This window comes from Rouxiella sp. S1S-2, from assembly GCF_009208105.1.
Classification (GTDB): Bacteria; Pseudomonadota; Gammaproteobacteria; order Enterobacterales; family Enterobacteriaceae; genus Rouxiella.
In genome coordinates this window covers 1,750,501-1,774,389 of record NZ_WFKL01000001.1, presented here as the reverse complement: position 1 = coordinate 1,774,389, position 23,889 = coordinate 1,750,501, and the positions used below count along the sequence as shown (strand labels likewise).

Below are 23,889 nucleotides of genomic sequence, written 5' to 3'. Positions count from 1 at the left end.
TCGCGCTTTAATAAAACACAACACCCCGCTGCTGCATAATGCTGCAACCGCAGGGTGTAAAAGTATTATTTAATGAATTTGAATGGGCAGTCTGCCTGCCGTTGAGAGCGTCTATTATAGCGGGCCTTGCGATTAAATGTCGCGTCTATCTGTAAAACTTAGCAGACTAAATTTTAATGCAGGTTACTTGAGCGCCGTTCGCCTTGTGAGAGAATAATTGGCATACTGCCACTCTGTTTTTATCTGCCACAGAAAGTTTTGGGTCGTCATGCAAGCCATTCCCTTTACACTCCGCCCTTATCAGCAAGAAGCCGTAGACGCCACGCTGCAGCATTTTCGACGCCACGATGCGCCTGCCGCTATCGTACTGCCTACCGGTGCGGGGAAAAGTCTGGTGATTGCCGAGCTGGCAAGGGTTGCCCGAGGGCGCGTATTGGTGCTCGCGCACGTCAAAGAACTTGTGGCGCAGAATCACTCGAAATATCTCTCTTACGGACTGGATGCCGATATTTTTGCCGCTGGGCTAAACATCAAGCAAAGCCAGGGGAAGGTGGTATTTGGCAGCGTACAGTCGGTTGCGCCCAATCTGGATAAGTTCGACAGCGCATTTTCTCTGTTGATTATCGACGAATGTCACCGCATCAGCGACGATGACAACAGCCAGTATCAGCAAATTATTACTCATCTGCGCAGTCAAAATCCGCGTCTCAGATTATTGGGACTGACCGCCACGCCTTATCGCCTCGGTAAAGGCTGGATTTATCAGTTTCACTATCAGGGTATGGTGCGCGGTGATGATAAATGTCTGTTTCGCGACTGTATTTACGAGTTGCCGCTGCGCTACATGATAAAACATCAGTTTCTGGTACCGCCGGAGCGTCTAGATATGCCGGTGGTGCAGTATGATTTCAGCCGCCTGCAGCCCAACAGCAATGGGCTGTTCGCCGAAGCGGATCTCAACCTCGAACTGCGTCAGCAGGCGCGCATCACGCCACACATTGTTAATCAGATTGTAGATTTTGCAAAAGATCGCAAAGGTGCGATGGTTTTCTGTTCGACGGTGGAGCACGCAGGCGAAGTATTCAAACTGCTGCCCGCCGGAGAGACGGCACTGGTGAGTGCGCAAACGTCAGCCCAGGACAGAGACCAGTTAATTAACGCATTTAAACAGCAAAAATTGCGTTATCTCGTTAACGTTTCGGTGCTTACTACCGGCTTTGATGCGCCGCACGTTGATTTAATTGCTATTTTGCGCCCTACCGAGTCAGTGAGTCTTTACCAGCAAATTGTGGGCCGAGGGCTGCGACTGGCACCGGATAAGACCGATTGCCTGATCCTTGACTACGCAGGCAATCCGCACGACTTGTTTACCCCTGAAGTAGGCAGTCATAAACCCGCCGGTGACAATAAACCGGTGCAGGTTTTTTGTCCCGCCTGCGGCTTCGCCAATATTTTTTGGGGAAAAACCACGGAAGACGGCACTGTTATCGAACACTTTGGACGCCGCTGTCAGGGCATTCTTGAAGATGATGAAGACAATCGCGAGCAGTGCGATTTTCGCTTTCGCTTTAAAAGCTGCCCACACTGCGGTGCGGAAAACGACATTGCTGCCCGCCGGTGTCATCAGTGTCAGGAAATATTGGTCGACCCCGACGATATGCTCAAAGCGGCACAGCGGCTGAAAGACGCTCTCGTGCTGCGCTGCGGCGGTATGAGCCTTGAAGCCGGCAAAGATGACAAAGGCGAATGGTTAAAAATTACCTATTACGATGAGGACGGCGCGAACGCCAGCGAACGCTATCGCCTGCAAACGTCGGCCCAGCGAACGGCCTTTTTGCATAACTTTATGCGCCCGCATCAGCGCGCACCTGGCGTTGAACTGGTGTGGAACAGCGCGGCAGATATCATTGCCCAACAGGCGCTACTGCGGCATCCCGATTTTGTTGTCGCGCGTATGAAAGGCAGGTTCTGGCAAATTCGCGAGAAGATCTTCGATTATCAGGGCCGTTTTCGCCGTGCCCACGAGCTGCGAGGTTAGCGGTTTAAGACATATTCAGGGATTAATCATTTGCCGTGCGGGTGATACTTCGGTAACATACCGCCCGCTTTCGCCATGTGCGAAGCGAAGATCTATCACCTGTTGCTGGGTCGCCTGTAACAGTAATTTTCTTATTAAGAGAAAAATCATGACTACTATTAATGCACAAGTACGTACTGCGCAGGGTAAGGGTGCGAGCCGCCGCCTGCGCGCAGCAAACAAATTCCCAGCTATCGTTTACGGTGGCTCTGCTGAACCTATCTCTATCGAGTTGGACCATGACTCTGTAAAGAACCAGGAACTGAAAGCGGAATTTTACAGCGAAGCAATTACTCTGGTTATCGACGGTAAAGAAACCAAAGTTAAAGTTCAAGCTGTACAGCGTCACCCGTTCAAGCCAAAACTGGCTCACATCGACTTCGTTCGCGTTTAATCGCAAACTGAGTAGATGCGCATAGGGACGCCTACGCGAGAACAATAAAAAACGCCGCTTAATGCGGCGTTTTTTATTGTCTGATTTTGGTGAAACTCAGCTGTTACCGCTGCCAGAACGACGCTGCAACTGGTCACGCAGGTTCGGCGGCGTGCCTTTAATCGTCAACGTATCAGTCGCCGGATCCCAAAAGATTCGTTCGCCCATCAGCATGGCGTCGAAGTTGATACTCACGCCCCCGCCGCTGCCGGCAAACTTAGTCAACTGACGCAGCGTACTGCGGTCGGCTGGGAAGCTCTCTTCCAACTCATAACCCTGATCGGTCGAAAATTGTTTAAAGTCTTTATCGCCCAGCGGCGGCAACTCCTGCGCCAGCTCCTGCAATTCAATCTCTTCACCCGCCTGCAACTGATCATTGCAGTAGGTATACACCTGCTGACGGTAGTTCTGTCGTTCATTCTTATCTAGCTGCGCTTGTGCGCAGTAGTCATCAACGGCCTGCAACAGCCCGCGGTTTTGCGCCTTGGTATCCAGACCCACTGAAGCACCGAGAAAATCCATAAAGAAGTCAGAGACTTTACGGCCTACTCGGCCCTTGAGGAACGTCAGATAACGCGTTGATTCCGGGTTAGTTTCCCATTCGGTCAGATCAATACGCGCCACGATATCGGCGTGGTTGATATCGAGATAATGAATGCTGCTCACGTCAAGCTGCTCGTTTACGCGCATGCTGCTGCGGCTGCTCAGCACGGCAACCAGCAAATACTCGACCGCCAGAAAACGATAGTGGCAGAACAGCACAACGCCGCCTTCGGCAAAAGGATATTTCGCCAGCTCGTCGCGCAGACGACCGGTCGCGGCACGACTAAATCCGAGAAAATCTTCGTCACCCTGGCGACAGCCGCGCAGCGCAGTGGCCAGCTCGCTGTCTTCATTAAACAGGCCATAAGCTTTGTTCTTGGCGCTGTAAACACGATGAAGCTCGGCCATCATCTCTTCAACCGCCGCATTCGGGGTTAAAAGGGTATCGCGCAGCACAACATCCAGCGTCTGCTCGTCGCGTTTATTCAACTGGTGTAGAGCAATTTGCTCGAGATCCAGACTCATTTGACCATCTCCTGTTCATTTAGGGTATTCCCCTGCGCCGCGTATTCAAACACTGAAGCGCACCTGCTGCAAGCCATTACCCGTACACTCGAAACCTCTGGTAACAGGGGCAGACACTAACCCAGCGTTATTAACGTTATAAAAATGCGGAAACTCATGCCGCGATAAGTTAAGATATTGGACTTTGTAAAGCTTTGAGCACATTAATCTATGCCACAATCATCCCGTTATAGTGACGAACACGTTGAGCAACTGCTGTCTGAGTTAGCCACCGTTCTGGAAAAACACCGCGCGCCAACCGACCTTTCTCTAATGGTTTTAGGCAATATGGTGACTAACCTTATCAACACCAGCGTCGCTCCTGCTCAGCGTAAAGTTCTGGGACGTTCGTTTGCCGATGCCTTGCAAGCATCTATAAGAGAAGACAAAGCCCATTAATTTAATATTTAGCCAAATCCTTTTATGGTGACAAATAGTCCACGCTATCGCGAAAAAGTATCCCAGATGGTTAGCTGGGGGCACTGGTTCGCCCTATTCAATATTCTGCTTAGTCTTGGACTCGGTAGCAGATATCTATTTGTTTCTGACTGGCCCTCCTCGCTTGAAGGCAGGATTTACGCGCTGGTCAGTTGGCTAGGTCATTTCAGCTTTGTCGGCTTTGCCGTTTATCTGCTGATCGTTTTCCCACTGACGTTTGTGGTGATGTCGCAGCGATTGCTGCGATTCCTCTCGGCCATACTCGCCACAACAGGGCTCACGCTGCTGCTGGTAGACACTGAAGTGTTTACCCGTTTCCACCTGCATATTAACCCCGTGGTGTGGGAGCTGGTGGTGAACCCCGGTCAGGCCGAATTGGCACGTGACTGGCAGTTAATGTTTATCTGCGTGCCGATTATTTTCCTGATAGAGATGCTATTTGGCACTTGGGCATGGCAAAAACTGCGCAGCCTCAACCGCCGCAGCTTTGCCAAGCCGTTGGTAGTCCTGTTTATTTGCTGCTTCTTTGCTTCGCACCTGATGTACATTTGGGCTGACGCCAATTTCTACCGCCCTATCACCATGCAGCGCTCCAATCTGCCACTGTCGTACCCGATGACGGCGCGTAAATTCCTTGAAAAGCATGGCCTGCTTGATGCTCAGGCTTATCAGCAGCGTCTAATTGAACAAGGTGATCCTGAAGCGATTTCAGTCGAATATCCGCTGAACACCATCAGTTTCCGTGATAAAGGCAGTAACTATAATTTACTGATGATCGTGGTCAATGGCCTGAATGCCACCACAATGTCGAAAAGTCTGCCGCAGTTGAGCCAATTTGCCAGCAACAATGTGAATTTCACGCATCACTTTAGCTCAGGTAATCAGGATGATACGGGGCTGTTTGGGCTATTTTATGGCATCTCCCCAACCTATCTTGAGGGGATTATAACCTCACGCAAACCGTCGGCATTGATGACCTCTCTTGCTCAGCAAAATTATGAATTTGGCCTGTTTGCCTCCGACGGTTTTAACAGTCCGCTTTATCGACAGGCACTGCTTTCCGACTTCTCACTGCCGCCGGCAACAAGTCAGGACGATGCGCAAACCACCCAGCAATGGGAGCAGTGGCTGAACGCAAGAAGCACACGCCCGTGGTTCTCTTATCTCAGCTTTAGCGGTACCACTGGCGCTATAGCTCCTGGTAAAGACGGTAAAAAATCTTCTGCAGCAACGATCAATCGACGCTATCAGCAAGGGGCCGAGGAAGTTGACCAGCAAATCGCCGAGGTACTCAAAAAGCTCCAGGACAAAGGCATGCTCAGCAATACGGTGGTAGTCATTACCGGTTCGAAGGGCGTTGACCTTAATGCCCAGCAAAACGCGATGGATACAGCACAGATTCAAGTTCCGCTGGTTATCCATTGGCCGGGCACGCCGGCTCAAACGGTAAACAAACTGACCGCCCATGAAGACGTAATGACGACACTAATGCAGCGCCTGTTGCACGTCACCACCTCACCGGCTGACTATTCACAGGGTGAAGACCTGTTTGCCGCACGTCGGACCAACAACTGGGTTTCCAGCAGCAACGACGGCGCACTGGTGATAACGACACCTACGCAGACCATTCGACTGGACAATAACGGCAACTATCACGCCTATGACAGCAATGGCCTTGAGCTTAAAGACCAGCGCCCGGAACTGGGCCTGCTGTTACAGGTGCTGACCAATCAGAAACGATTTGTAGCGAACTAACTGTTTAAAATTGAAGCAGTCGTGAGCACAGCATATTGATTTTAAAGCCCGAATGCGTAGACTGTTTAAACAGAATCGGCATGTAGCGCAGCTTGGTAGCGCATCGTCCTGGGGGGGCGAGGGTCGGAGGTTCAAATCCTCTCATGCCGACCAACTATTGTAGATAGATCAAGGGGTTAATCGAAAGGTTAGCCCCTTTACTTTATGTTTGAAACTGCATAACCCTCTAGCCCTACAAATATTCCCGTTATCAATCTGAACATATTTACTTGCCGATCACTCTGGTGTTTAATGGTTTTTCAGCTAATAAAATCAGGAAGATAACCTAATGTTGAAGAAAGGGATTTTACCTCTCGCCGTTTCTATTTCGCTTGTACTTTCCGCCTGCAACAGTCAACAAACTAGCGTTGACAGAAATGCTCGCCACGTCGCTCAAGAAATTGCACAAAACCACTTTGATCCCAATACTCGTCCTTTAACGGCCGACAATATCAGAGTGATGAAACCCGTTATGCAGCAGTTCTATGATATCGGTAAACGAGATCAGGCTTCTGGGATGACCCCCGTTCAAGCTATGGAGCGTGCCCATTTAATAGGTACAAGCGGCGTAATTCAGGGTGGCGACAAAGCCATGTATGCCGGTCATACCTATACCGTTGATGATCCGATTACGCAGCAACAAATGATTGCTAAAGGCGCAACTGAAGCTTATCTCGATGGTTATAACGGCGTCCCTTAATCGTTAATTGATGCGCTAACTTCCCGACGACACTGAATATCAATGCACCGGCCAAGAGGCAATCACCCAAGGTTGCCTCTTCTGATTAAATCGGCGCTGAATTGCCCATCACTCATTACACCGTGTAGATGCGGATATCATGCTCACGAAAGGCGGAGTAGTACTCGCGGCTGATATTTTCTTCAACCACCATCACATCAATCTGACTGCTGTCGGCGACAACGTAGCGGGCCACGGCCGGAATTTTATCGGCAGTGAGTCCAACAAGGGTTTCATTACACTGACCAATGATGGCTTTTTTAAATTCGCAGTCTGCATAGTCAAACCCCGTTAGACCTGTTTCTGGGGCCATCGCGCAACCACCAATAAACCCTTGATCAAACATTACCCCTTTCAACTGAGTGACGGCGGAAGTCCCCACGCATCCTCCGGAGGCTCGCTGAATCTGCCCTCCCAGCATAATCACTTCAAATAACGGTTTTTTTAACAAAATGACGGCAATCTCCGCAGAGTTTGTCACGACCGTGAGGGCCATATCGGCAGGCAGCGCGTCGGCAATGGCTAAATTAGTCGTCCCGCTGTCGATAAAAATACAGCTGCCGTGCTTGACCAGTTGTGCACATTTATGCGCGATACTGCTCTTTTTATCTCTATTTATATCCCGACGACCAGAGAAATCACCGGCTTCAGGCAATGCTATTACAGCACCGCCATAGACTTTCTTACACACCCCTTTCTTACTAAGCTCATGTAAATCACGACGAATAGTGTGTTCTGACACCTTGAGCTGCGCAGCAAGTTCGTTGCAAACCACCCGGCCACTGTCCAGGAGTATCTGTTTAATGAGGGCTTGTCGTTCCTTAGGGAAAGCTGCATAATCGAGCACGTAAACTCCTAAATAAATAAACACTGAGCAATAAGGAGCATGATCGTGCATCGCTACTGTGTCTGTCAACGTCCCTTTACCGGAGAAGTGTCCTGAAAAATGTTAACCCTGCCTGATATCAACTTTCTCCATCAGCTGGCTGCGCTGGCCGAGCATAAGATTCTCACCCCCTCTCGTCCACGTTATGCAACTGAGGAAGCAGGATCGCTCAACGGTGAATTGCGGGAAGACATACCTCAAGAAATTGAGGAGGAGATAAAAAAACACATTCTTAACGCTTACCCTACCCACGTAGTTCACACCTCTTGTCTGATGCCAGCCTCAGCGAGCAGTGAATTTGAATGGGTTATCAAACAGTTCGCCAGCAAGGTGCAAGGCGTTTCCTGCATCGGCATGTTAATCGGGCTAGCCATCAATGGCGTTACTGAAATGTGCATGTTAAGTCATCCTTTTACCCGTGAACGTTTTTGGTCTGACGGTACGCCGACGCGAATCTTCAGTCCGATGGGCGAATTTACGCTGTCAACTCGCCAGAATATTCGTTTGGATCAGGCAATTCTGCATATCAATACCGACTTTGATTTCACAACCGGCAGCGGTTGGGTTAAAGAAATACGCCAGCGGGTATTAGTGACACGCCAGGGCGACCCTTATTACGCCATGGCGATGTTGGCAACGGGTTACCTTGATATTTGCATCATTGCGGCAGAGTCGATCGCCGAATTTATGCCTGCGCTTATTCTGATACAGAATGCCGGTGGCCTTTTCACGGTTTATGAAAGCCGCCTGCCCGGTGCCAGCAATATGATCATCGCCAGCGGATCGCAGGCCGTGCACCAGCATATTTTGCAATTACTGATGCCTATAACTTGAGCATTTAAGCTTCAATAACTCACCAATTAGAGATTTAAGATGAATGAAAAGATAGCGACGAGATGTGTATTTTTTATTGCCGGTTTGGCCACATCATCATGGGCGGCAATGGTGCCCTTCGCCAAAATGAATACCGGTGTAAACGACGCACTGCTCGGCGTGCTGTTATTGTGTTTGGGCGGCGGAGCCATTATTTCTATGCCATTAGCCGGACTATTATCCTCCCGCTTTGGCTGCCGAAAGGTCATTTCCTGCGCGGTAATTATTATTCTGCTGTCGATGCCCTTTTTAATTCTGGCCAATAATCCCGTCATTCTAGGTCTACTTTTGCTTATGTTTGGCGTTGGCGTTGGGCTGACCGACTGCACGATGAATATTCAGGCCATTTTGGTGGAGAAAAATGAAAATACGCCACTGATGTCGGGATTTCACGGCATGTATAGCGTGGGGGGCATCGCAGGCGCGGGGCTGATGACCAGTCTGATGAGTCTGGGGTTCAGCATATTCATCTCAACGCTCATGGTGGCAGTCGTGGTCTGCGTGCTGATCACTGTCAGCTTTCGTCATTTACTGTCGTATGCCAATCCGGCAGAAGGCCCGGCCTTTGCCATCCCGAAAGGAGAGGTTCTGCTCTTGGGCGTGATTTGCTTTATTGTTTTCCTTGCCGAAGGGACGGTGCTCGACTGGAGCGCTGTTTATCTGGTTGAAGTCAGAAACGTAGCCGATTCTCTGGGTGGGCTTGGCTTTATCTGCTTTGCCACGGCAATGACCGTCGGGCGTCTTGGCGGTGATGCGATTATAAAACGCTTTGGTCAGCTTCGCGTGGTGGTGTACGGCGCCATCATGGCCTTCATTGGGTTTTGCTTAATATTTACCTCCGACGCCCTCCCTCTTCTGCTAACAGGCTATCTGCTGATTGGTGCGGGTTGCGCCAATATCGTACCCGTGATGTTCAGCCAGATAGGCAAACAGAAAAGCATGCCGCAAAGGGTCGCCGTACCTGCCGTTACCACTCTGGGCTATATCGGCGTGCTGGCTGGCCCGGCATTGATCGGCTTTATTGCTCACCACAGTTCATTACCGCATGCCTTTGTTTTTGTGGCGGCGCTAATGGTGGTGGTTTTAATGCTCAGCATTATTTTGAACAAAAATATGAAAATCCGAGGAGACGCTTAACATGAAAATCGCACACATTGCTTTATGGACCTCGAGTCTGGAAACGCAGGCGCGTTTCTGGGTCAATTTTTTCGACGCAGAGATTAACGAGAAATACAGCAGCCAGACCAATCTGGGGTTTGAGTCCTATTTTGTAAAAATAGCGGACGACATTGCCGTAGAATTAATGACCAAGCCAGGGCTTACCGAATGGCTGCCTGATAATAGCACCTGCGGATGGGCGCACCTGGCAATATCAGTGGGTGGGAAGGATAAGGTGGATGCTCTGGCAAGAAAGGCTGAAGCACTCGCAATTCTGGTCTCTCGCCCGCGTACCACTGGCGATGGTTATTACGAGGCAGTGATTAAAGACCCCGATGGAAACTTGATTGAAATTGTCGAATAGGCTGTGTTTTTGATAGCAGCGCATGATTACCCGCCCTCAACGATGCTATCTTGGACAGCTCGGATTATGTCAGCATCCTGGACGAGTTCGAAGACGTGTGGGAGCGCGGTAAACATGACAGCAAAGCGCTGACAAAACGTTTAATGAAATTGATACTGCCCGTTTGAACGAAATGAGCGCAAGATAAATACATATAATTATCAATAAAATAGGTTGTTTTGCATGCCAGATAACTCACGCATTGAAAGTTCAACGCCTAAGGCTGTTCCTTCTGTACCGCTACGCTGGGGGATTGTTGGAGTCGGTAACATCGCAGGACGATTCGCGCAGGGGCTCAATTTTGTGCCAAACACTACGCTGACAGGCGTGTGGGCGCGTCGCGAAAGCGAAAGTGCAAGATTTGCCGCGCAGTATTCAACCCAGGCATTTGCGACTTTTGAGGAAATGGTTAACAGCATCGACGCACTTTATATTGCGACCCTGCAAGACAGCCATGCGGACTATGCGCTGCGGGCTTTCGCAGCAAAATGTGCAGTGTTGTGTGAAAAACCCGCCGCCGTCAGTGCCAAAGCGCTTAAAAAGATCCAGGACGCCGCCATTGAAGCTAATGTACTGTTTATGGAGGCAATGAAACCGCCATTTTTCCCGCTTTTTCAACGTTTAACCCAACAGCTCAACGATGAGCCTATTGGTGACATCAAATTCGTTCGTGCAGGCAGCTCAATCCCCGACGCGCCAGAGAATCATCCCTCCTTTAAATTAGAATTAGGCGGCGGATCATTATTAAACATCGGCATCTATGAAGCCTTTTTGGCCATTTACTTCTTGGGCAAACCGCTGAAAGTGCAGACATTGGGCCGAGTCGGCGAATCTGGCGTCGATATTTTTGCCAGCCTTAATGTATTGCACGAAAAGGGTATTTCCCAATTATTCAGCGGGCTGGATGTAGACGGTAAAGGTGATGCCGTGATAGCCGGTACGAAGGGAAGCGTAACAATACACGAAAACTGGTGGAATCCGTCTCGCGCCACCGTTCACTATGTTGGAGGTCGCGTGGTGGAGCTTGACGTGCCTTTCGAAGGCGGCGGTCTGAACTACGAAACCGACCATTTCTGTGAATTACTGCGTCAGGGGGCTACCGAAAGTCCAATAATCAGCCATGCGCTTTCACAGCAAATGATATCTATCCTCGACGTAGCTCGTGAAGCGCTAGGCGTGGTATATCCTTGTGCTATCGATCACACTTTTGAATAGTAGTTTCAATAGAAATGGAGTTGAGCGCCTGAAAATAATCATAATGTCACACGGTGTATCACTGCCGTTGGCCTCAACTTGACAACCTGAACAAAGAGATAGATGAATGTTTAACCATAAAACCGTATCGACATTTAATTCTCTTGAGAACAAAGTTTATAACTACGTCATAAAAAATTTGAACACCGTTATTTATATGACCATAAGAGAGTTGGCGGTTAATTCTGAAGTATCCACCGCTACAGTATCGCGCTTTTGTAAGAAAATGGAATTCGAAGGTTATTCCGAATTCAAGGCTTATTTAAAACTCTATCTCGAGCAAGAGAAGAAAATACATCTCCCACACGGCGCGGATGAAATACTCAGTTTCTTTAAAAGTATAAATAACGATGATTTTGACCAACTGATTGACAATGCGGCAGAACATATTGTTGCCGCAGAGCGTGTCATTTTCGTCGGCGCAGGCAGCTCAGGAACGCTGGGCAAGTATGGTGCGCGGTTCTTCTCCAACATCGGCAAGTTCAGTAATCACATTGATGATCCTTACTATCCGGTAACGACCGACATGTACAAAAATGCAGTTGCCATCGTGCTTTCCGTGTCTGGAGAAACGCCGGAGATAATTAAATTAGCCAAGCAATTTCTTATTCACCACTGCAAGGTCATTAGTATCACCAGTAATAACCAATCAACACTGTCAAAAATGGCAGACTTTAACGTTTCCTATCACGTATCCAGACTGTTAATAGAGAATGAATACGATATTACGACTCAGGTACCGGTTATATATATACTTGAATCGATCGGCAGGAAGCTGGTAAATAAAATTTCCGTTTAACGTCACAGGGCGTTTCGGATATGTCACAAGTTACATCCGTTGAATATTGTTATCGCGTGACATTGGTTGCTTCTTTTTCTACCATTCGTTTTGAATATTTAAGCACTTTTGACTTAAATTAAACCAATCGCAATGGAAGACACCTCATGGCAATTAACTATGCTGAATCGGCGAGAGAAATCGTCAACTTGATCGGTGGCGATAATAATGTGATTAGCGTCACACATTGTGCCACAAGATTAAGATTTATTTTAAAAGATAATTCGCAGGTTGATAAAGACACATTAAAACGAGTTAAAGGTGTAATAACGGCCGTCGAGGCCGGTGGACAATTACAGGTTGTCATTGGCAACCACGTCGGGGACGCTTACCGTGAAGTGCAAAAGCTGTTAAATATTGATGAAAGTGTGGCCGTGACCGCGCCGAATGTCGGTATCGTCAATCGCCTGATGGACATTATTTCCAGCATTTTTGCACCGTTCCTCTACCCATTGGCTGCCTGTGGCGTTTTACAGGGCATAATTTCTCTTTTTGCCGCCCTCGGCTGGGTCGATCCGGCCAGCGGTACCTATCGCATACTTAATTTTGTTTCGTGGACAGGTTTCACATTTTTGCCGGTGATGGTCGCCTTCACCGCGGCGAAAAAGTTTAACGTTAACCCTTTCACGGCCGTCATTGCCGCCTGTGCGCTGGTTTCGCCCGACTACCTCAGCATGCTGTCGGCCAACAAGATCCTGATGGCCAATTCCGCCGACCCTGCCATGCAGGCGCTGATGAAATCGGCGGTAGAAAACCCGGACATCGCCAAAGTATTGGTCGAAGTTGCCGGCATTCCGCTTAACGCCGCTCCCCTCACCTTCCTTGGGTTGCCGGTTGAATACCTGAGCTACACCTCATCGGTGATACCTATCATCTTGATGGTGTGGATCATGTCTTACGTGCAGCGATTTTTTGAGCGCATTCTGCCGCTGGTTATTCGCAATATGTTCACGCCAATGTTTTGCCTCGCCATTATGGTGCCATTAACGCTGCTGGCGTTTGGTCCGGTGGGCAACATGATTGGCGGCGCAATCGGCGGAGTCTACAACACGCTTTACCACCTTAGCCCGTCGATTGCCGGATTTGTGGTCGGTGGCGCCTGGATGCCGCTGGTTACGCTGGGCGTTCATTGGGGGATTACGCCGGTCACCGTAGGCAATTACGCCACGTTAGGGTATGACACCTTCACCGGCCTTCAGGCCTCCGCAGTCTTTGGCATGGCTGGCGCGGTGTTTGGCGTGTATCTGAAATCAAAAGACGATGAAATGAAACGCCTGTCCCTTTCCGCTGGCCTGACGGCGCTGTTCGGCATTACCGAGCCTGCAATTTATGGTGTTGCGTTGCGACTGAAAACACCGATGATTTGCGGTTGTCTGGCGGGCGCGATTGGCGGTGCCGTTGCGGGCGCTTTTAATGCGGTTTCATGGAGTTACTGCATTCCAGGTATTGCCGTGCTGCCGGTGTTCTTCAAAGAAGGTCATATGACCCAATTCCTCGGCTTTATTTTGTCTATCTGCGTCGCCTTCTCGCTGGGGATTGTATTTACCTGGCTCGGCGGATTTAAAGAAGACATTCCTGCCGAGAAACGCGTCGCTGCTGCGACGAACGCGGCCTGATCGACTACCGAAAGAAGTGAGTTATGAAAAATAAATTATCTAATGATTTTATGTGGGGTGGCGCAGTCGCGGCACACCAGGTTGAAGGCGGCTGGGATCAGGGCGGCAAAGGACTCAGTATTGTTGACGTTTTAACCAGCGGTTCGCACGGCGTAGACCGCGTAATTACCGATGGTATTAAAGAGGGCCTGCGCTACGCTAACCATGAAGCGTCTGATTTTTATCATCATTACCGCGATGATATCGCGTTATTCGCCGAGATGGGTTTCAAATGCTTCCGAACGTCGATTGCCTGGTCGCGCATCTTCCCAAACGGTGACGAGCTGGAGCCAAATGAAGCAGGCCTGAAATTCTACGACGACATGTTTGATGAACTGCTCAAACATAATATCCAGCCGGTGGTCACGCTGTCGCATTTTGAAATGCCTAACCATCTGGTCACCGAATACGGTGGCTGGAAAAACCGTAAAGTTCTGGACCTGTTCGTCAGATTCAGTGAGGCGGTTATCAAGCATTTTGAGCATAAGGTCAAATACTGGATGACCTTTAATGAGATAAACAACCAGCGTAACTGGAAAACGCCGTTGTTTGGATACTGCTGCTCGGGGGTAGTATTTACCGAGGAAGAGAACCCTGAAGAGTGTATGTATCAAGTTTTACATCACCAATTTGTGGCAAGTGCGCAGGTGGTCAAGCTGGGGCATGACATCAACCCGAGTCTGCAGATTGGTTGCATGATTGCCATGGTTCCACTCTATGCCTACTCCTGTAATCCAGACGATGTCATGTACGCGCAAGAAGCTATGCGCGAGCGTTTTTTGTTTGGCGATGTGCATATGCGCGGCTACTACCCTTCTTATATTTTGAAAGAGTGGCAGCGTAAAGGCTATCAGATTGCCATGCATGCCGATGATGACAAAACGCTGCGTGAAGGCTGTGCTGATTACATCGGCCTGAGCTATTACATGAGTAATGCCGTCAGCAGCGCCGAAGCGGGGACCGGCTCTGCGTTATCTGGTTTTGAAGGCAGCGTGCCTAATCCTTACGTGAAGGCCTCGGACTGGGGATGGCAGATTGACCCGGTCGGGCTGCGCTATGTGCTCAATATTTTGTATGAGCGTTATCAGAAACCGCTGTTTATCGTTGAAAACGGATTTGGTGCTATCGATGTGAAAGATGATAAGGGGCAAGTAAACGATGATTATCGTATTGCCTACCTGCGTTCGCACATCGAGCAGATGAAAATCGCTGTACTCGACGACGGTGTTGATGTCATGGGCTACACCCCATGGGGCTGTATCGACTGCGTTTCTTTTACCACCGGACAATATAGCAAGCGCTATGGTTTTATTTATGTTGATAAGAATGACGACGGCACAGGCACCTTTGCCCGCTCGAAGAAAAAAAGCTTTGACTGGTATCGCCAGGTCATTTCCAGCAATGGCGAGATGATGTAAGGTCCTCTCATCGGAGGCGGCGGAATATTTTTATCCGCCGCCGATATTATTCGCCGCCGTAGACATCTTCCCAGGCTGATAATAAACAGCACAATGAGAAATTACGCCGAAAAATCACGCTCCACCTCATTTTATTCACTGATTATTATTTATTTTCTAATGGGAATTTTATTAACACTTCCCCTCTACTTCCAAAATTTCGTAAATAAAATTGTCACTTATCATTGTGACTTTCCTCACAGACTTATAAACCGGTGATTGTGTTCGGCCGCCTATTTTCATTAGCATAGGGATCTGGACGTTATCGGTTTATCCGAGCGAAACCTGACGCGCAATGCATAAATATATATGCATTGCGCGTCAGGTTTTTTTTTGCCTAAAAAAACTCACTAATATGCTTACACTGGGGCAGCAATGAATAATCAGGAACTGGCTGAAAAAATTCTTATCAAAGTGGGTGGCGATAGCAATGTTGCCGAGTTAGTTCACTGCGCAACGCGGCTGCGCTTTACCCTTAATAATAAAAGCAATGTTGACATTGCCGGGCTGGAACAGCTGGATGGGGTCATCACTACGGTTCAGTCCGGCGGACAATTTCAGGTGGTCGTCGGCAATAAAGTCGCTGAAATCTATCGTGAATTAGAGAAGTTTATTTCTCAGGACGACAGTGCTCAGGCTCAGAATAAATCCTCGGATGCAAAGGGACCGCTGATAGGCAGACTGATTGATGTTATCTCGTCAATTTTCACCCCTTTGCTCGGCGCTATGGCCGCATCCGGTATTATCAAAGGCCTGCTGGCAATAGCCTTTGCTAACGGATGGCTCGATAAAAAAGAAAGTTCGGCGGTTATCCTGCAGTCCGCCTCCGACAGCCTGTTTTACTTCTTGCCAATGCTGCTGGCGATTACCGCGGCACGTAAATTTAAAACCGACGTTTTTGTTTCAGTCACATTAGCCGGCGCGCTGGTGTATCCCGATATTGTGGCATTCTTCAGCAATCACAGTGAGGTGAGCTTTTTTGGCCTGCCCGTGATGATGATGAAATATACCGGTACCGTATTGCCCATCATTTTAGCGGTGTACGTCATGTCACTGCTCGATCGTTTAATCAAAAACTATATTCATGAAACGGTCCGTAACGTCATTCTGCCGTTTATTTTGCTGCTGGTAATGGTGCCATTAACATTACTGACTATAGGTCCGGTCGGGGTATTTGCCAGTGAGGCCGTGGCCAGTGTATTTGTCAAAATATTTAGTTTTAATCCGATTATTGCCAGCGCACTCTTCGCCGCAGGCTGGCAGGTGTTTGTTATTTTCGGCATGCACTGGGCCTTCACACCGGTGATTATTAATGAAATAAGCGTGTTGGGGAAAAGTACGCTCAAGGCCGCGACCGTCCCTGCCGTTTTTGCTCAGGCGGGTGCCGTATTGGCCGTGCTGCTGAAAACCAAGAATAAAAAACTGAAGACGCTGGCCAGCGGTGCCTTTGTTTCCTCAATATTTGGCATCACCGAACCCGCGGTCTATGGCATAACCCTGAAGCTGAAAAAGCCGTTTATATGCGCGGTCGTGGCGTCGGCCGTCGGCGGTGGCATCGTCGGTTATTCAGGCAGCGGCGCTATTTCACTCGGCATTCCAAGCCTGGTCACATTGCCTATTTTTTACGGCGATGGATTTATCGGTCTGCTTATCGGTATCAGCGTCTCCTTCGTACTTTCAGCGGTATTAACTTACCTCGTCGGCTTTGAAGACCCGATTGAAGAAGCACCTACGCCGGTGAATAAAGAGGTCGAGTTACAGCCGATTGGCAATGTGCCTTCCCCCGCTCGTGCAATGAACGCCATCACGGCGGAGCAAATTTGGGCACCGGTCAGTGGAAAAGTGATCCCGCTGGAAAAGGTCAATGACAATGTCTTTTCATCCGGCGTCGTCGGCAGTGGCGTCGCTATAGAGCCACTCTGCGGACACATTGTTTCCCCCATCAATGGAACCGTGGTTTCAACTTTTGCCAGCGGTCACGCCATGCACCTGCTGTCAGACAGTGGCGCAGAAGTGCTCATCCACATTGGGCTAGACACCATCAAGCTCAAGGGGCAGTTCTTCAAAATGCGGGTCAGTGAGGGCCAGCGTGTCACCCAGGGTGAACTGTTGGTGGAATGTGACCTCGAGGAAATTCGTCATGCCGGATATGACACGGTTATCCCGGTCATTGTCACTAATCCTGAAAGATATCAATCCATTAAACATCAGCAGACGGAGCGCACGGAATCGGGCGCGGTGTTACTGTCACTTTCATAAATAGAATGGGAGCAAATATGCGCTATAAAAACCTCAAACCTTTTCCTGATGATTTTTTCTGGGGAGCCTCAACCTCAGCCTATCAAGTCGAAGGCGCATGGAATACCGACGGCAAAGGCCCCTCAGTTATTGATGCACGCAAGGAATATCCTGAGGGCACGACGGACTTCACCGTCGCCAGCGATCATTATCATAAATATAAAGAAGATATTGCCCTTTTGGCTGAAATTGGCCTGCGCGCCTACCGTTTTTCAATAGCCTGGACGCGCATCATCCCTGCCGGTGAAGGCAAGATAAATCAGGCGGGTATCGACTTTTATCACCGACTGATTGATGAAATCAGAGCACAAGGCATGGAGCCGATTGTCACCTTGTATCACTTTGATCTTCCGCAGGCACTGATGGAAAAAGGCGGCTGGCACAATCGCGTTACGGTCGACGCCTTCGTCCGCTATGCCGACGTGGTGTTTGATGCGTTTGGTGACAAGGTCAAGTATTGGTTGACTATAAATGAGCAAAACCTGATGATTTTACAGGGAAATGCGCTAGGTACCGTTGACCCCAAAGTCCAGCACGACAAGAAAAATCTCTACCAGCAGAATCATCATATGATGGTGGCTCAGGCGCAGGTGATGTCTCGGCTGCATGAAAAATACCCGTCATCTAAAATTGGACCCGCTCCAAATATTGCCCTGATTTATGCGGCAACGCCAAAGCCTGAAGACGTTTTGGCCGCCGAAAACTACAACGCTATCCGTAACTGGCTTTATTTGGATATGGCGGTGCACGGAAAATATAACCATCTGGCGTGGGCCTATCTGCAAGAAAAAGGTCTGCTTCCTGACATGCAGCAGGGGGATGAGGCGATATTGGCGGCAGGAAAGCCGGACTACCTCGCCTTTAACTATTACACCACGCAAACGGTTGAAGCCAGTCGGGGCGACGGGCATGACGAAGTCGTTCGCGGGGGCAATAAATATTTGAAGTCGGGCGAAGACGGCGTTCATCGCGGGGCAGCAAACGACTATTTACCGCGCACCCAATTCGGCACCGAAATTGATCCCGTGGGCTTTCGCAATACGCTACGCGCCATTTATAGCCGCTATAACCTGCCGCTGCTAATAACCGAAAACGGCATTGGCGCGTTTGATAAATTGGAGAAAGACGGCACCATTAATGACCAATACAGGATTGATTATCTGCAGGCGCATATTCACCAAATGCAGTTGGCCATTACCGACGGCGTGGAGGTCCTGGGGTATACGCCATGGTCAGCAATAGACCTGATTTCCACTCATCAGGGCTGCGCCAAGCGCTATGGTTTTATCTTCGTTAATCGCGATGAGTTTGACCTTAAAGACCTGAAACGTATCAAGAAGAAAAGCGCTTACTGGTATGGTGAGCTGATAAAAAACAACGGCCTTAGTCACCATGCCTGAGTGAACAACAGTGTGATGCCGCAGGGCATCACACGCCACCCCGATTTATTACCGGTAAGCGTGCCATGAAAATAATAAAAGTATTAAGCAACAATGCGATTGTGGTAGAAAACCTGCAGGAAGAAACGCTTGTGGCATTGGGTCGGGGAATTGGTTTTGGCAAAAAGCCGGGAGATGCGGCTGATCCCGCGCTGTTTGAAGCGCAGTATCTTGAGAAAAATGACGATGTCACAAATTCATGGCGCCAGCTGTTCAGTAATATCCCCGATGAAATCATTCAAACGTCGAGAAAAATAGTCAGCAATATAGAGCGCACATTCGCCATAGCCTCACAGCTGTCTCTTATTCTGGCATTAAGTGACCATATTTATTACGCCATAACCCGCGCCAGTAAAAACCAGCTGATTCGTAATCCTCTGGCCTGGGATATCCAAATTTTCTATCCCGAAGAGTACGGCATGGCGAAAGAGGCGATTGACTTAATTAACCGGTCGATGTCAGTCACCCTTCCGCAGGAGGAAGCCGGGTTTATTGCCTTGCACATCGTTAACTGCCGGCACAGTGGCAACATGCACGATACGATGCACTCCGCAAATCTGATTAAAGATATACTGAATATTATAAAGCTGTACCTGCGCATAGAGTTGAATGAAAACTCATTAAGCTTTCAGCGCATCGTCACCCATCTAAAGTTTTTCTCAATGCGTATGATGAATAACAGCCCGTTCTCACTCGACGACGCGTCGCTTTATGTCGACATTAAGGAAAAACTGCCTACATCCTATCGCTGCACGGAAAAAATTGAGGGTTGGTTAAATAGCAATCACAACTACACCATGAGTCTTGATGAAAAGATGTTCCTTACTATTCATATTGAACGTCTGCGGACGCCCGCATAAACCCGAGAAACACCGTTAATGTGTGGCATGCCACCCGTATTCGGGGTGACAAACTCCACATGAGTAACCACGGATGATTACCAGCGCTGATGGACCCACGGCGCGATTTTTTCCTGATAGATGCTTTTCAGCGCAATCATTGTTTCGTCAGAAAGTGCAGCGATTTCGCTGGCGCGGGCATTCGCCTCAGACTGCGCTTTGCTTTTCGAGCCGGGAATAACCACGGTGACGTTTTCGTTCATCAAAATCCAACGCAGCGCAAACATCGCCATCGTGACGTCGCCGGTGACAAAACGTCGGATATCTTCGACGGCGTCCAGTGCTACGTCGTAAGGTACGCCGGAAAACGTTTCGCCCTTGTCGAAGGCTTCGCCGTTGCGGTTAAACGCACGATGATCGTCTGCCGAGAAAGCGGTATCAGCACGCATTTTACCCGTTAAAAGGCCTGATGCGAGCGGAACGCGGGCAATAATGCCGACATCACGCCTTTTAGCTTCGTGGAGAAGCAGCTCCGCCGGACGCTGTCTAAAAATGTTATATATCAGCTGGATAGAAGAAACATTGGCAAACTCTAGCGCCTTAAGCCCCTCTTCAACTTTCTCGACGGACACGCCATAGTGGCGAATTTTGCCGGCGGCAACCATGTCATCCATCACGCCGAACACTTCCGGCGTGTAGTAAATCTCAGTCGGTGGACAGTGCAGCTGCACCAGATCCAGCGAGTCCGTTTGCAAGTTTTCTAACGATCGGTCAATAAACTCATTCAGATTTTTCGCCGTATAGCCCTGTGCAACGTGCGGGGAGAGACGTCTTCCCAGCTTGGTGGCAACATAAGGGCGTTCTCCGCCACGCTCATTGAGCACCTTGGCAATAATTTTTTCTGAACGGCCATCGCCATACACATCGGCTGTATCAATAAAGGTAATGCCCGCATCCAGCGCGGCGTGCAGCGCAGCTTCGGCATCCTGCATACTGACTTCGCCCCAGGTTCCCCCAATGGCCCATGCCCCAAACCCAATTTCTGAGACACTCTGTCCTGTGCGACCCAAAATTCTCTGTTTCATGCATTCATTCCTTAAGATTCAACTGACATAACCGGCACTGAAATACTCGTAAACTCAACGCGTTTCGCAATAGCGGAAAAGAGTTCAGCGAGCTTATCGTTTACGCGCGGGGAACACTCGTGATAAAAGATGAGCTACATTCATCCAAACAGTGATTATGATTCATCTTGAATATGCAACGGATTGACTTCGCTGACCTACAGGTTTTCTTGACGGTGCTGCGCTGTAGAAGCTTTAAGCTCGCCGCCATCGAACTGGGGCTTTCATCTTCAGCCGTAAGCCATGCGGTACGTCGCCTGGAAACACGTTTAGATGCAAGATTACTCAACAGAACCAGCCGCGCCGTGTCCTCTACCGCGCTAGGGATGGACTTGGCCGAAAGGCTCGCCGGAGGATTTGATGCCATTTCATCGGCACTTGAGACGATTAATGCACCGGGCCGAGGGCGATTTGGCGAGCTGCGGATCAACGTGTTTGCCGATGCTGCGCATCTGCTTATCACCCCAGCATTGCAGGCATTTTCAGAACGTTGCGCGGACGTCAAACTGACCATTGTGATTGAGGACAGGCCGGTGGATATTACCGCCGAGGGTTTTGATGCTGGCGTGCGCTACGGCCACCTGGTGCCGGAAGACATGATTGCCGTGCCGCTTACCGGCGACCAGCAGTGGATAATTGCCGCTTCACCCGATTATCTCGAGCGCCACGGTACACCTTATACCCTTTCAGACCTCGCGCAGCACAACTGTCTGCAACTGTTGCTAGGAAATAATGCAAGTTTCAGGTGGGAGCTTGGCAAGGCAGAAAACACTGTCACCATGAACGTACCCGGACTGATCTCAATAAAAGATACAGCAACAACGATTTCTGCCGCCAGGGCGGGTTTGGGATTGGGCTATTTTTTGGAATCAAGAATAGAAGAGGAGTTAACTCAGGGAGTATTGGTAAAGGTACTCGGTGACTTCGCCGCCTACGGTGCACCGTTTCATATGTATTACAGCAGCCGCCGACACGGTCATCCCGCCCTCAGAGAGCTTGTAAACATTATTCGCCAGCAACATGGTCTGCAATCACTTCCCGATCTTTAATGTTTATTACGAGGTTAAAATTCGCAACATCTGAAAAGGGTGATCGGTGAAGAATGTGAAAAACCATTAACTGAAGCTAACAAGACAGTCCTGAGATATTTAGAAATAGCATAATTTAAGTTTACTTAAATTATGGCTTTGCGAGCTATACCCCGGCGTTATAATATACCAAACGGGCAATTAATGGGGATCAGTTCATTTTCTCAGCTATAAGGCGCAGCGCGTTTAGGCAATTATGTTTGAACACTTCATTAGAAGCCTTTTCTGCCTCATGCTTAAGCAAGGCCGCAATCTCATGCAGATGTACAGGCCGCTCTGCCTCAAGCAATAACGCTACTGCATAACCTATTACAGCATGGACATCATCCTGGTTCGCTGCTTTTTCATCGACCAATTGTTATCTCCACCTTCCCATTACTTGATGTACATCGGGTTTAACTCATAAATGAATGCCTAGCTTAACGCTTCACATATTTAAAATATAGCCAGTTTATGTCCATCCCCGAAACCGGCTATTTTTTGCACAGCAAACAAAAGCGTTCGCCATTCATTTTGTTAACTTTAATTAAATTTACACATATTAACATTTCGCTCAAAAAAGCGTTAATTATTGTTAGGTCATTGAAAAATCGTTTGCAGATTATTAATTACATTAATATTTACTCAACTCAGAGTGAGTGACAGAGATCGGCATTTTTCACTCCCTCACGCTGACGCTTTACGTCAATTAATCATTTTAGTTGCTAAGGTTAAAAGCAATTAGTTAGCATGTAAATCGATGCGGCTTATGACATCCTTCGCCCTCTTAATAATTATTATAAATTAGACCCTGCGGCCTAAAAGGAAAAAGATGAAGTGTGATTGTATTGTCTTTGGTCACGGTTATAACGGTGCAGTACTGCCTCTCGAATGGCAGGGAGAACGGTTTGTTGAGTTTTATCCCTCGCCGATGACACTTGAAAAGAGATTAAAAGATACTACAAAAAAGGCCCCCCAATTGCAAAGAAAGGAAAAATTCTTGATAACCAGGCACTTATCAAGAATTGACAACTATATCTATCTTTTGGCCCACGCTGAGGATGAACATGTCGAGGATATTGACATTCATATTTTAATGGCCCGCCCTCGACCTAAACCTTTATCTTTCGAAGACTAATTTATGCAATATCCAGCATCATCCCCCTCAAAATTTAAATAGTATTTGATATAACCTAAATCAGTCATATGATAGGCGCTCGCCAGAGGCAGTACCCGGCAAAGTAGTCTGATAAGTTAAACTGATTAGGATTTTGAAGATGGATAAGAAACAAAGAGATATCCTGGCGAAACGTTTTATTCTTGAGGGGAATATTGGCGACCGTATTTACAAGCTAAGGAAAAGCAAAGAACTTACCCAGAGGGAGCTTGCCAATTCACTGCGTGTTTCCCACGTCACCATCTCTCAGTGGGAGAATGGTGAGAGCGAACCTAAAGGAAGTAATCTTATATCCCTTAGCTTTGCATTAGACTGTTCCCCCACGCATCTGATGTATGGGATTGACTTTGATAAAACAGAATCGGAAATCCAACCCAACACATTGTGTATTAGGTATCCGGTATTAACGCACGTTCAGGCTGCGAACTTGGGCGTTCCGTTGGATGTTAATTCATTAAAAAATATAAACTTGTGGTTTGAATCCGATGCCCCTTTAATGGGCGACGGGTTTTGGACTCAGGTCAATAATGACTCGATGACTGCCCCTTTGGGTATTAGTATTCCTGAAGGGACTTATACGCTTTTTGATACCTCGCGTGACGCAGTCAGTGGAGACCTGGTCATCGCCAAATTCCAGGACTCAACGGAGGCGACGTTCAAAAAATATGTTATCGATGCCGGGCAGAAGTATTTGAAAGGGTTAAATCCAACCTGGCCAATGGCGCTTATTAAAGATGATTGCGAGATTATTGGCGTAGCCGTAGAGACCAAACTACGACTTATTTAGGTTGACGTAACGCCAACGTTTCAACGTAAAAAGCTGCCCGCAGGCA

Annotated in this window: 22 protein-coding genes and 1 tRNA gene; 19 read left to right on the top strand and 4 right to left on the bottom strand. The window is 48.6% G+C overall.

Features of this window, described 5'->3' with window-relative positions:
* Nucleotides 1-277 precede the first annotated feature (277 nt).
* Together GA565_RS08205 and rplY are read left to right on the top strand one after the other, a co-directional pair.
* Complete coding sequence (locus tag GA565_RS08205) at nucleotides 278-2,038, top strand: DEAD/DEAH box helicase (protein WP_152201369.1); 1,761 nt, start codon at nucleotides 278-280, stop codon at nucleotides 2,036-2,038.
* A gap of 148 nt (nucleotides 2,039-2,186) precedes the next feature.
* The gene (gene rplY / locus GA565_RS08200; protein WP_045047279.1) at nucleotides 2,187-2,471 is read left to right on the top strand and encodes a 50S ribosomal protein L25; all 285 of its coding nucleotides are present in this window, start codon (nucleotides 2,187-2,189) and stop codon (nucleotides 2,469-2,471) included.
* A gap of 96 nt (nucleotides 2,472-2,567) precedes the next feature.
* Here the strand turns inward: rplY and yejK are convergent, their stop codons facing one another.
* Entirely contained in the window at nucleotides 2,568-3,578 is a 1,011-nt protein-coding gene (yejK, locus tag GA565_RS08195; protein WP_152198070.1) for a nucleoid-associated protein YejK, read from the bottom strand.
* A gap of 210 nt (nucleotides 3,579-3,788) precedes the next feature.
* Here yejK and GA565_RS08190 point away from each other — a divergent pair, with 210 nt between their 5' ends.
* From GA565_RS08190 to GA565_RS08175, 4 genes are all read left to right on the top strand, one after another.
* Nucleotides 3,789-4,016, top strand: a complete 228-nt coding sequence (locus GA565_RS08190) for a YejL family protein (RefSeq protein ID WP_055778961.1) — start codon at nucleotides 3,789-3,791, stop codon at nucleotides 4,014-4,016.
* Between the two features lie 24 nt (nucleotides 4,017-4,040).
* A complete protein-coding gene (gene yejM / locus GA565_RS08185; protein WP_152198069.1) occupies nucleotides 4,041-5,810 on the top strand; it encodes an LPS biosynthesis-modulating metalloenzyme YejM in 1,770 nt (589 codons plus the stop codon).
* A 76-nt stretch (nucleotides 5,811-5,886) separates the two neighbouring features.
* A tRNA-Pro gene (locus GA565_RS08180) sits at nucleotides 5,887-5,963 on the top strand.
* A gap of 175 nt (nucleotides 5,964-6,138) precedes the next feature.
* Nucleotides 6,139-6,549 carry an Exc2 family lipoprotein gene (locus tag GA565_RS08175; RefSeq protein ID WP_152198068.1) on the top strand — a complete coding sequence of 137 codons (411 nt, stop codon included), beginning with the start codon at nucleotides 6,139-6,141 and terminating at the stop codon, nucleotides 6,547-6,549.
* A gap of 115 nt (nucleotides 6,550-6,664) precedes the next feature.
* Here the strand turns inward: GA565_RS08175 and GA565_RS08170 are convergent, their stop codons facing one another.
* Nucleotides 6,665-7,435: a DeoR/GlpR family DNA-binding transcription regulator gene (locus GA565_RS08170; RefSeq protein WP_152198067.1), complete on the bottom strand. Its 771-nt coding sequence runs from the start codon at nucleotides 7,433-7,435 to the stop codon at nucleotides 6,665-6,667.
* Nucleotides 7,436-7,534: 99 nt separating this feature from the next.
* On the opposite strand from GA565_RS08170, the gene GA565_RS08165 reads away from it, so the two are divergent.
* The 10 genes from GA565_RS08165 (at nucleotide 7,535) to GA565_RS08120 (ending at nucleotide 19,709) form a co-directional block, all read left to right on the top strand.
* Nucleotides 7,535-8,308 (top strand): inositol monophosphatase family protein, encoded by a 774-nt coding sequence (locus tag GA565_RS08165; RefSeq protein WP_152198066.1) that lies wholly within the window; start codon nucleotides 7,535-7,537, stop codon nucleotides 8,306-8,308.
* 39 nt (nucleotides 8,309-8,347) lie between these two features.
* Nucleotides 8,348-9,484: an MFS transporter gene (locus tag GA565_RS08160; RefSeq protein ID WP_152198065.1), complete on the top strand. Its 1,137-nt coding sequence runs from the start codon at nucleotides 8,348-8,350 to the stop codon at nucleotides 9,482-9,484.
* Nucleotide 9,485: 1 nt separating this feature from the next.
* Nucleotides 9,486-9,869, top strand: coding sequence for a VOC family protein (locus GA565_RS08155; protein WP_152198064.1), 384 nt, complete (start codon nucleotides 9,486-9,488; stop codon nucleotides 9,867-9,869).
* Nucleotides 9,870-10,091: 222 nt separating this feature from the next.
* The gene (locus tag GA565_RS08150) at nucleotides 10,092-11,123 is read left to right on the top strand and encodes a Gfo/Idh/MocA family protein (RefSeq protein WP_152198063.1); all 1,032 of its coding nucleotides are present in this window, start codon (nucleotides 10,092-10,094) and stop codon (nucleotides 11,121-11,123) included.
* Nucleotides 11,124-11,229: 106 nt separating this feature from the next.
* Complete coding sequence (locus GA565_RS08145; RefSeq protein WP_152198062.1) at nucleotides 11,230-11,961, top strand: MurR/RpiR family transcriptional regulator; 732 nt, start codon at nucleotides 11,230-11,232, stop codon at nucleotides 11,959-11,961.
* Nucleotides 11,962-12,107: 146 nt separating this feature from the next.
* The gene (locus tag GA565_RS08140; protein WP_152198061.1) at nucleotides 12,108-13,616 is read left to right on the top strand and encodes a PTS transporter subunit EIIC; all 1,509 of its coding nucleotides are present in this window, start codon (nucleotides 12,108-12,110) and stop codon (nucleotides 13,614-13,616) included.
* A gap of 23 nt (nucleotides 13,617-13,639) precedes the next feature.
* Complete coding sequence (locus tag GA565_RS08135; protein ID WP_152198060.1) at nucleotides 13,640-15,073, top strand: 6-phospho-beta-glucosidase; 1,434 nt, start codon at nucleotides 13,640-13,642, stop codon at nucleotides 15,071-15,073.
* Between the two features lie 414 nt (nucleotides 15,074-15,487).
* Nucleotides 15,488-17,371: a beta-glucoside-specific PTS transporter subunit IIABC gene (locus tag GA565_RS08130; protein ID WP_152198059.1), complete on the top strand. Its 1,884-nt coding sequence runs from the start codon at nucleotides 15,488-15,490 to the stop codon at nucleotides 17,369-17,371.
* Nucleotides 17,372-17,388: 17 nt separating this feature from the next.
* Complete coding sequence (locus GA565_RS08125; RefSeq protein ID WP_152198058.1) at nucleotides 17,389-18,810, top strand: glycoside hydrolase family 1 protein; 1,422 nt, start codon at nucleotides 17,389-17,391, stop codon at nucleotides 18,808-18,810.
* Nucleotides 18,811-18,875: 65 nt separating this feature from the next.
* Nucleotides 18,876-19,709 carry a PRD domain-containing protein gene (locus tag GA565_RS08120; RefSeq protein WP_152198057.1) on the top strand — a complete coding sequence of 278 codons (834 nt, stop codon included), beginning with the start codon at nucleotides 18,876-18,878 and terminating at the stop codon, nucleotides 19,707-19,709.
* Between the two features lie 77 nt (nucleotides 19,710-19,786).
* Here the strand turns inward: GA565_RS08120 and GA565_RS08115 are convergent, their stop codons facing one another.
* A complete protein-coding gene (locus GA565_RS08115; RefSeq protein ID WP_152198056.1) occupies nucleotides 19,787-20,773 on the bottom strand; it encodes an aldo/keto reductase in 987 nt (328 codons plus the stop codon).
* A gap of 173 nt (nucleotides 20,774-20,946) precedes the next feature.
* Between GA565_RS08115 and GA565_RS08110 the strand changes: the two genes are divergently transcribed.
* On the top strand, nucleotides 20,947-21,861 hold the full coding sequence (locus GA565_RS08110; protein ID WP_152198055.1) for a LysR family transcriptional regulator: 915 nt from the start codon (nucleotides 20,947-20,949) through the stop codon (nucleotides 21,859-21,861).
* Nucleotides 21,862-22,051: 190 nt separating this feature from the next.
* Here GA565_RS08110 and GA565_RS08105 read toward each other — a convergent pair whose 3' ends face one another.
* Entirely contained in the window at nucleotides 22,052-22,255 is a 204-nt protein-coding gene (locus tag GA565_RS08105; RefSeq protein WP_055779014.1) for a hypothetical protein, read from the bottom strand.
* Nucleotides 22,256-22,711: 456 nt separating this feature from the next.
* Between GA565_RS08105 and GA565_RS08100 the strand changes: the two genes are divergently transcribed.
* Together GA565_RS08100 and GA565_RS08095 are read left to right on the top strand one after the other, a co-directional pair.
* Nucleotides 22,712-23,017, top strand: a complete 306-nt coding sequence (locus GA565_RS08100; protein WP_152198054.1) for a hypothetical protein — start codon at nucleotides 22,712-22,714, stop codon at nucleotides 23,015-23,017.
* Between the two features lie 139 nt (nucleotides 23,018-23,156).
* Nucleotides 23,157-23,843: a LexA family transcriptional regulator gene (locus GA565_RS08095; protein WP_152198053.1), complete on the top strand. Its 687-nt coding sequence runs from the start codon at nucleotides 23,157-23,159 to the stop codon at nucleotides 23,841-23,843.
* The last annotated feature ends 46 nt before the right edge of the window (nucleotides 23,844-23,889 follow it).

Excerpts from the sequence above, each read along its gene's own strand:
- GA565_RS08115 (WP_152198056.1), bottom strand. The coding sequence starts at position 20,773 with ATGAAACAGAGAATTTTGGGTCGCACAGGACAGAGTGTCTCAGAAATT.
- GA565_RS08150 (WP_152198063.1), top strand. The coding sequence starts at position 10,092 with ATGCCAGATAACTCACGCATTGAAAGTTCAACGCCTAAGGCTGTTCCT.
- GA565_RS08175 (WP_152198068.1), top strand. The coding sequence starts at position 6,139 with ATGTTGAAGAAAGGGATTTTACCTCTCGCCGTTTCTATTTCGCTTGTA.
- GA565_RS08145 (WP_152198062.1), top strand. The coding sequence starts at position 11,230 with ATGTTTAACCATAAAACCGTATCGACATTTAATTCTCTTGAGAACAAA.
- yejM (WP_152198069.1), top strand. The coding sequence starts at position 4,041 with ATGGTGACAAATAGTCCACGCTATCGCGAAAAAGTATCCCAGATGGTT.
- GA565_RS08130 (WP_152198059.1), top strand. The coding sequence starts at position 15,488 with ATGAATAATCAGGAACTGGCTGAAAAAATTCTTATCAAAGTGGGTGGC.
- GA565_RS08190 (WP_055778961.1), top strand. The coding sequence starts at position 3,789 with ATGCCACAATCATCCCGTTATAGTGACGAACACGTTGAGCAACTGCTG.
- GA565_RS08160 (WP_152198065.1), top strand. The coding sequence starts at position 8,348 with ATGAATGAAAAGATAGCGACGAGATGTGTATTTTTTATTGCCGGTTTG.
- GA565_RS08095 (WP_152198053.1), top strand. The coding sequence starts at position 23,157 with ATGGATAAGAAACAAAGAGATATCCTGGCGAAACGTTTTATTCTTGAG.
- GA565_RS08155 (WP_152198064.1), top strand. The coding sequence starts at position 9,486 with ATGAAAATCGCACACATTGCTTTATGGACCTCGAGTCTGGAAACGCAG.
- GA565_RS08140 (WP_152198061.1), top strand. The coding sequence starts at position 12,108 with ATGGCAATTAACTATGCTGAATCGGCGAGAGAAATCGTCAACTTGATC.
- rplY (WP_045047279.1), top strand. The coding sequence starts at position 2,187 with ATGACTACTATTAATGCACAAGTACGTACTGCGCAGGGTAAGGGTGCG.
- yejK (WP_152198070.1), bottom strand. The coding sequence starts at position 3,578 with ATGAGTCTGGATCTCGAGCAAATTGCTCTACACCAGTTGAATAAACGC.
- GA565_RS08135 (WP_152198060.1), top strand. The coding sequence starts at position 13,640 with ATGAAAAATAAATTATCTAATGATTTTATGTGGGGTGGCGCAGTCGCG.
- GA565_RS08120 (WP_152198057.1), top strand. The coding sequence starts at position 18,876 with ATGAAAATAATAAAAGTATTAAGCAACAATGCGATTGTGGTAGAAAAC.
- GA565_RS08165 (WP_152198066.1), top strand. The coding sequence starts at position 7,535 with ATGTTAACCCTGCCTGATATCAACTTTCTCCATCAGCTGGCTGCGCTG.
- GA565_RS08125 (WP_152198058.1), top strand. The coding sequence starts at position 17,389 with ATGCGCTATAAAAACCTCAAACCTTTTCCTGATGATTTTTTCTGGGGA.
- GA565_RS08110 (WP_152198055.1), top strand. The coding sequence starts at position 20,947 with ATGCAACGGATTGACTTCGCTGACCTACAGGTTTTCTTGACGGTGCTG.
- GA565_RS08100 (WP_152198054.1), top strand. The coding sequence starts at position 22,712 with ATGAAGTGTGATTGTATTGTCTTTGGTCACGGTTATAACGGTGCAGTA.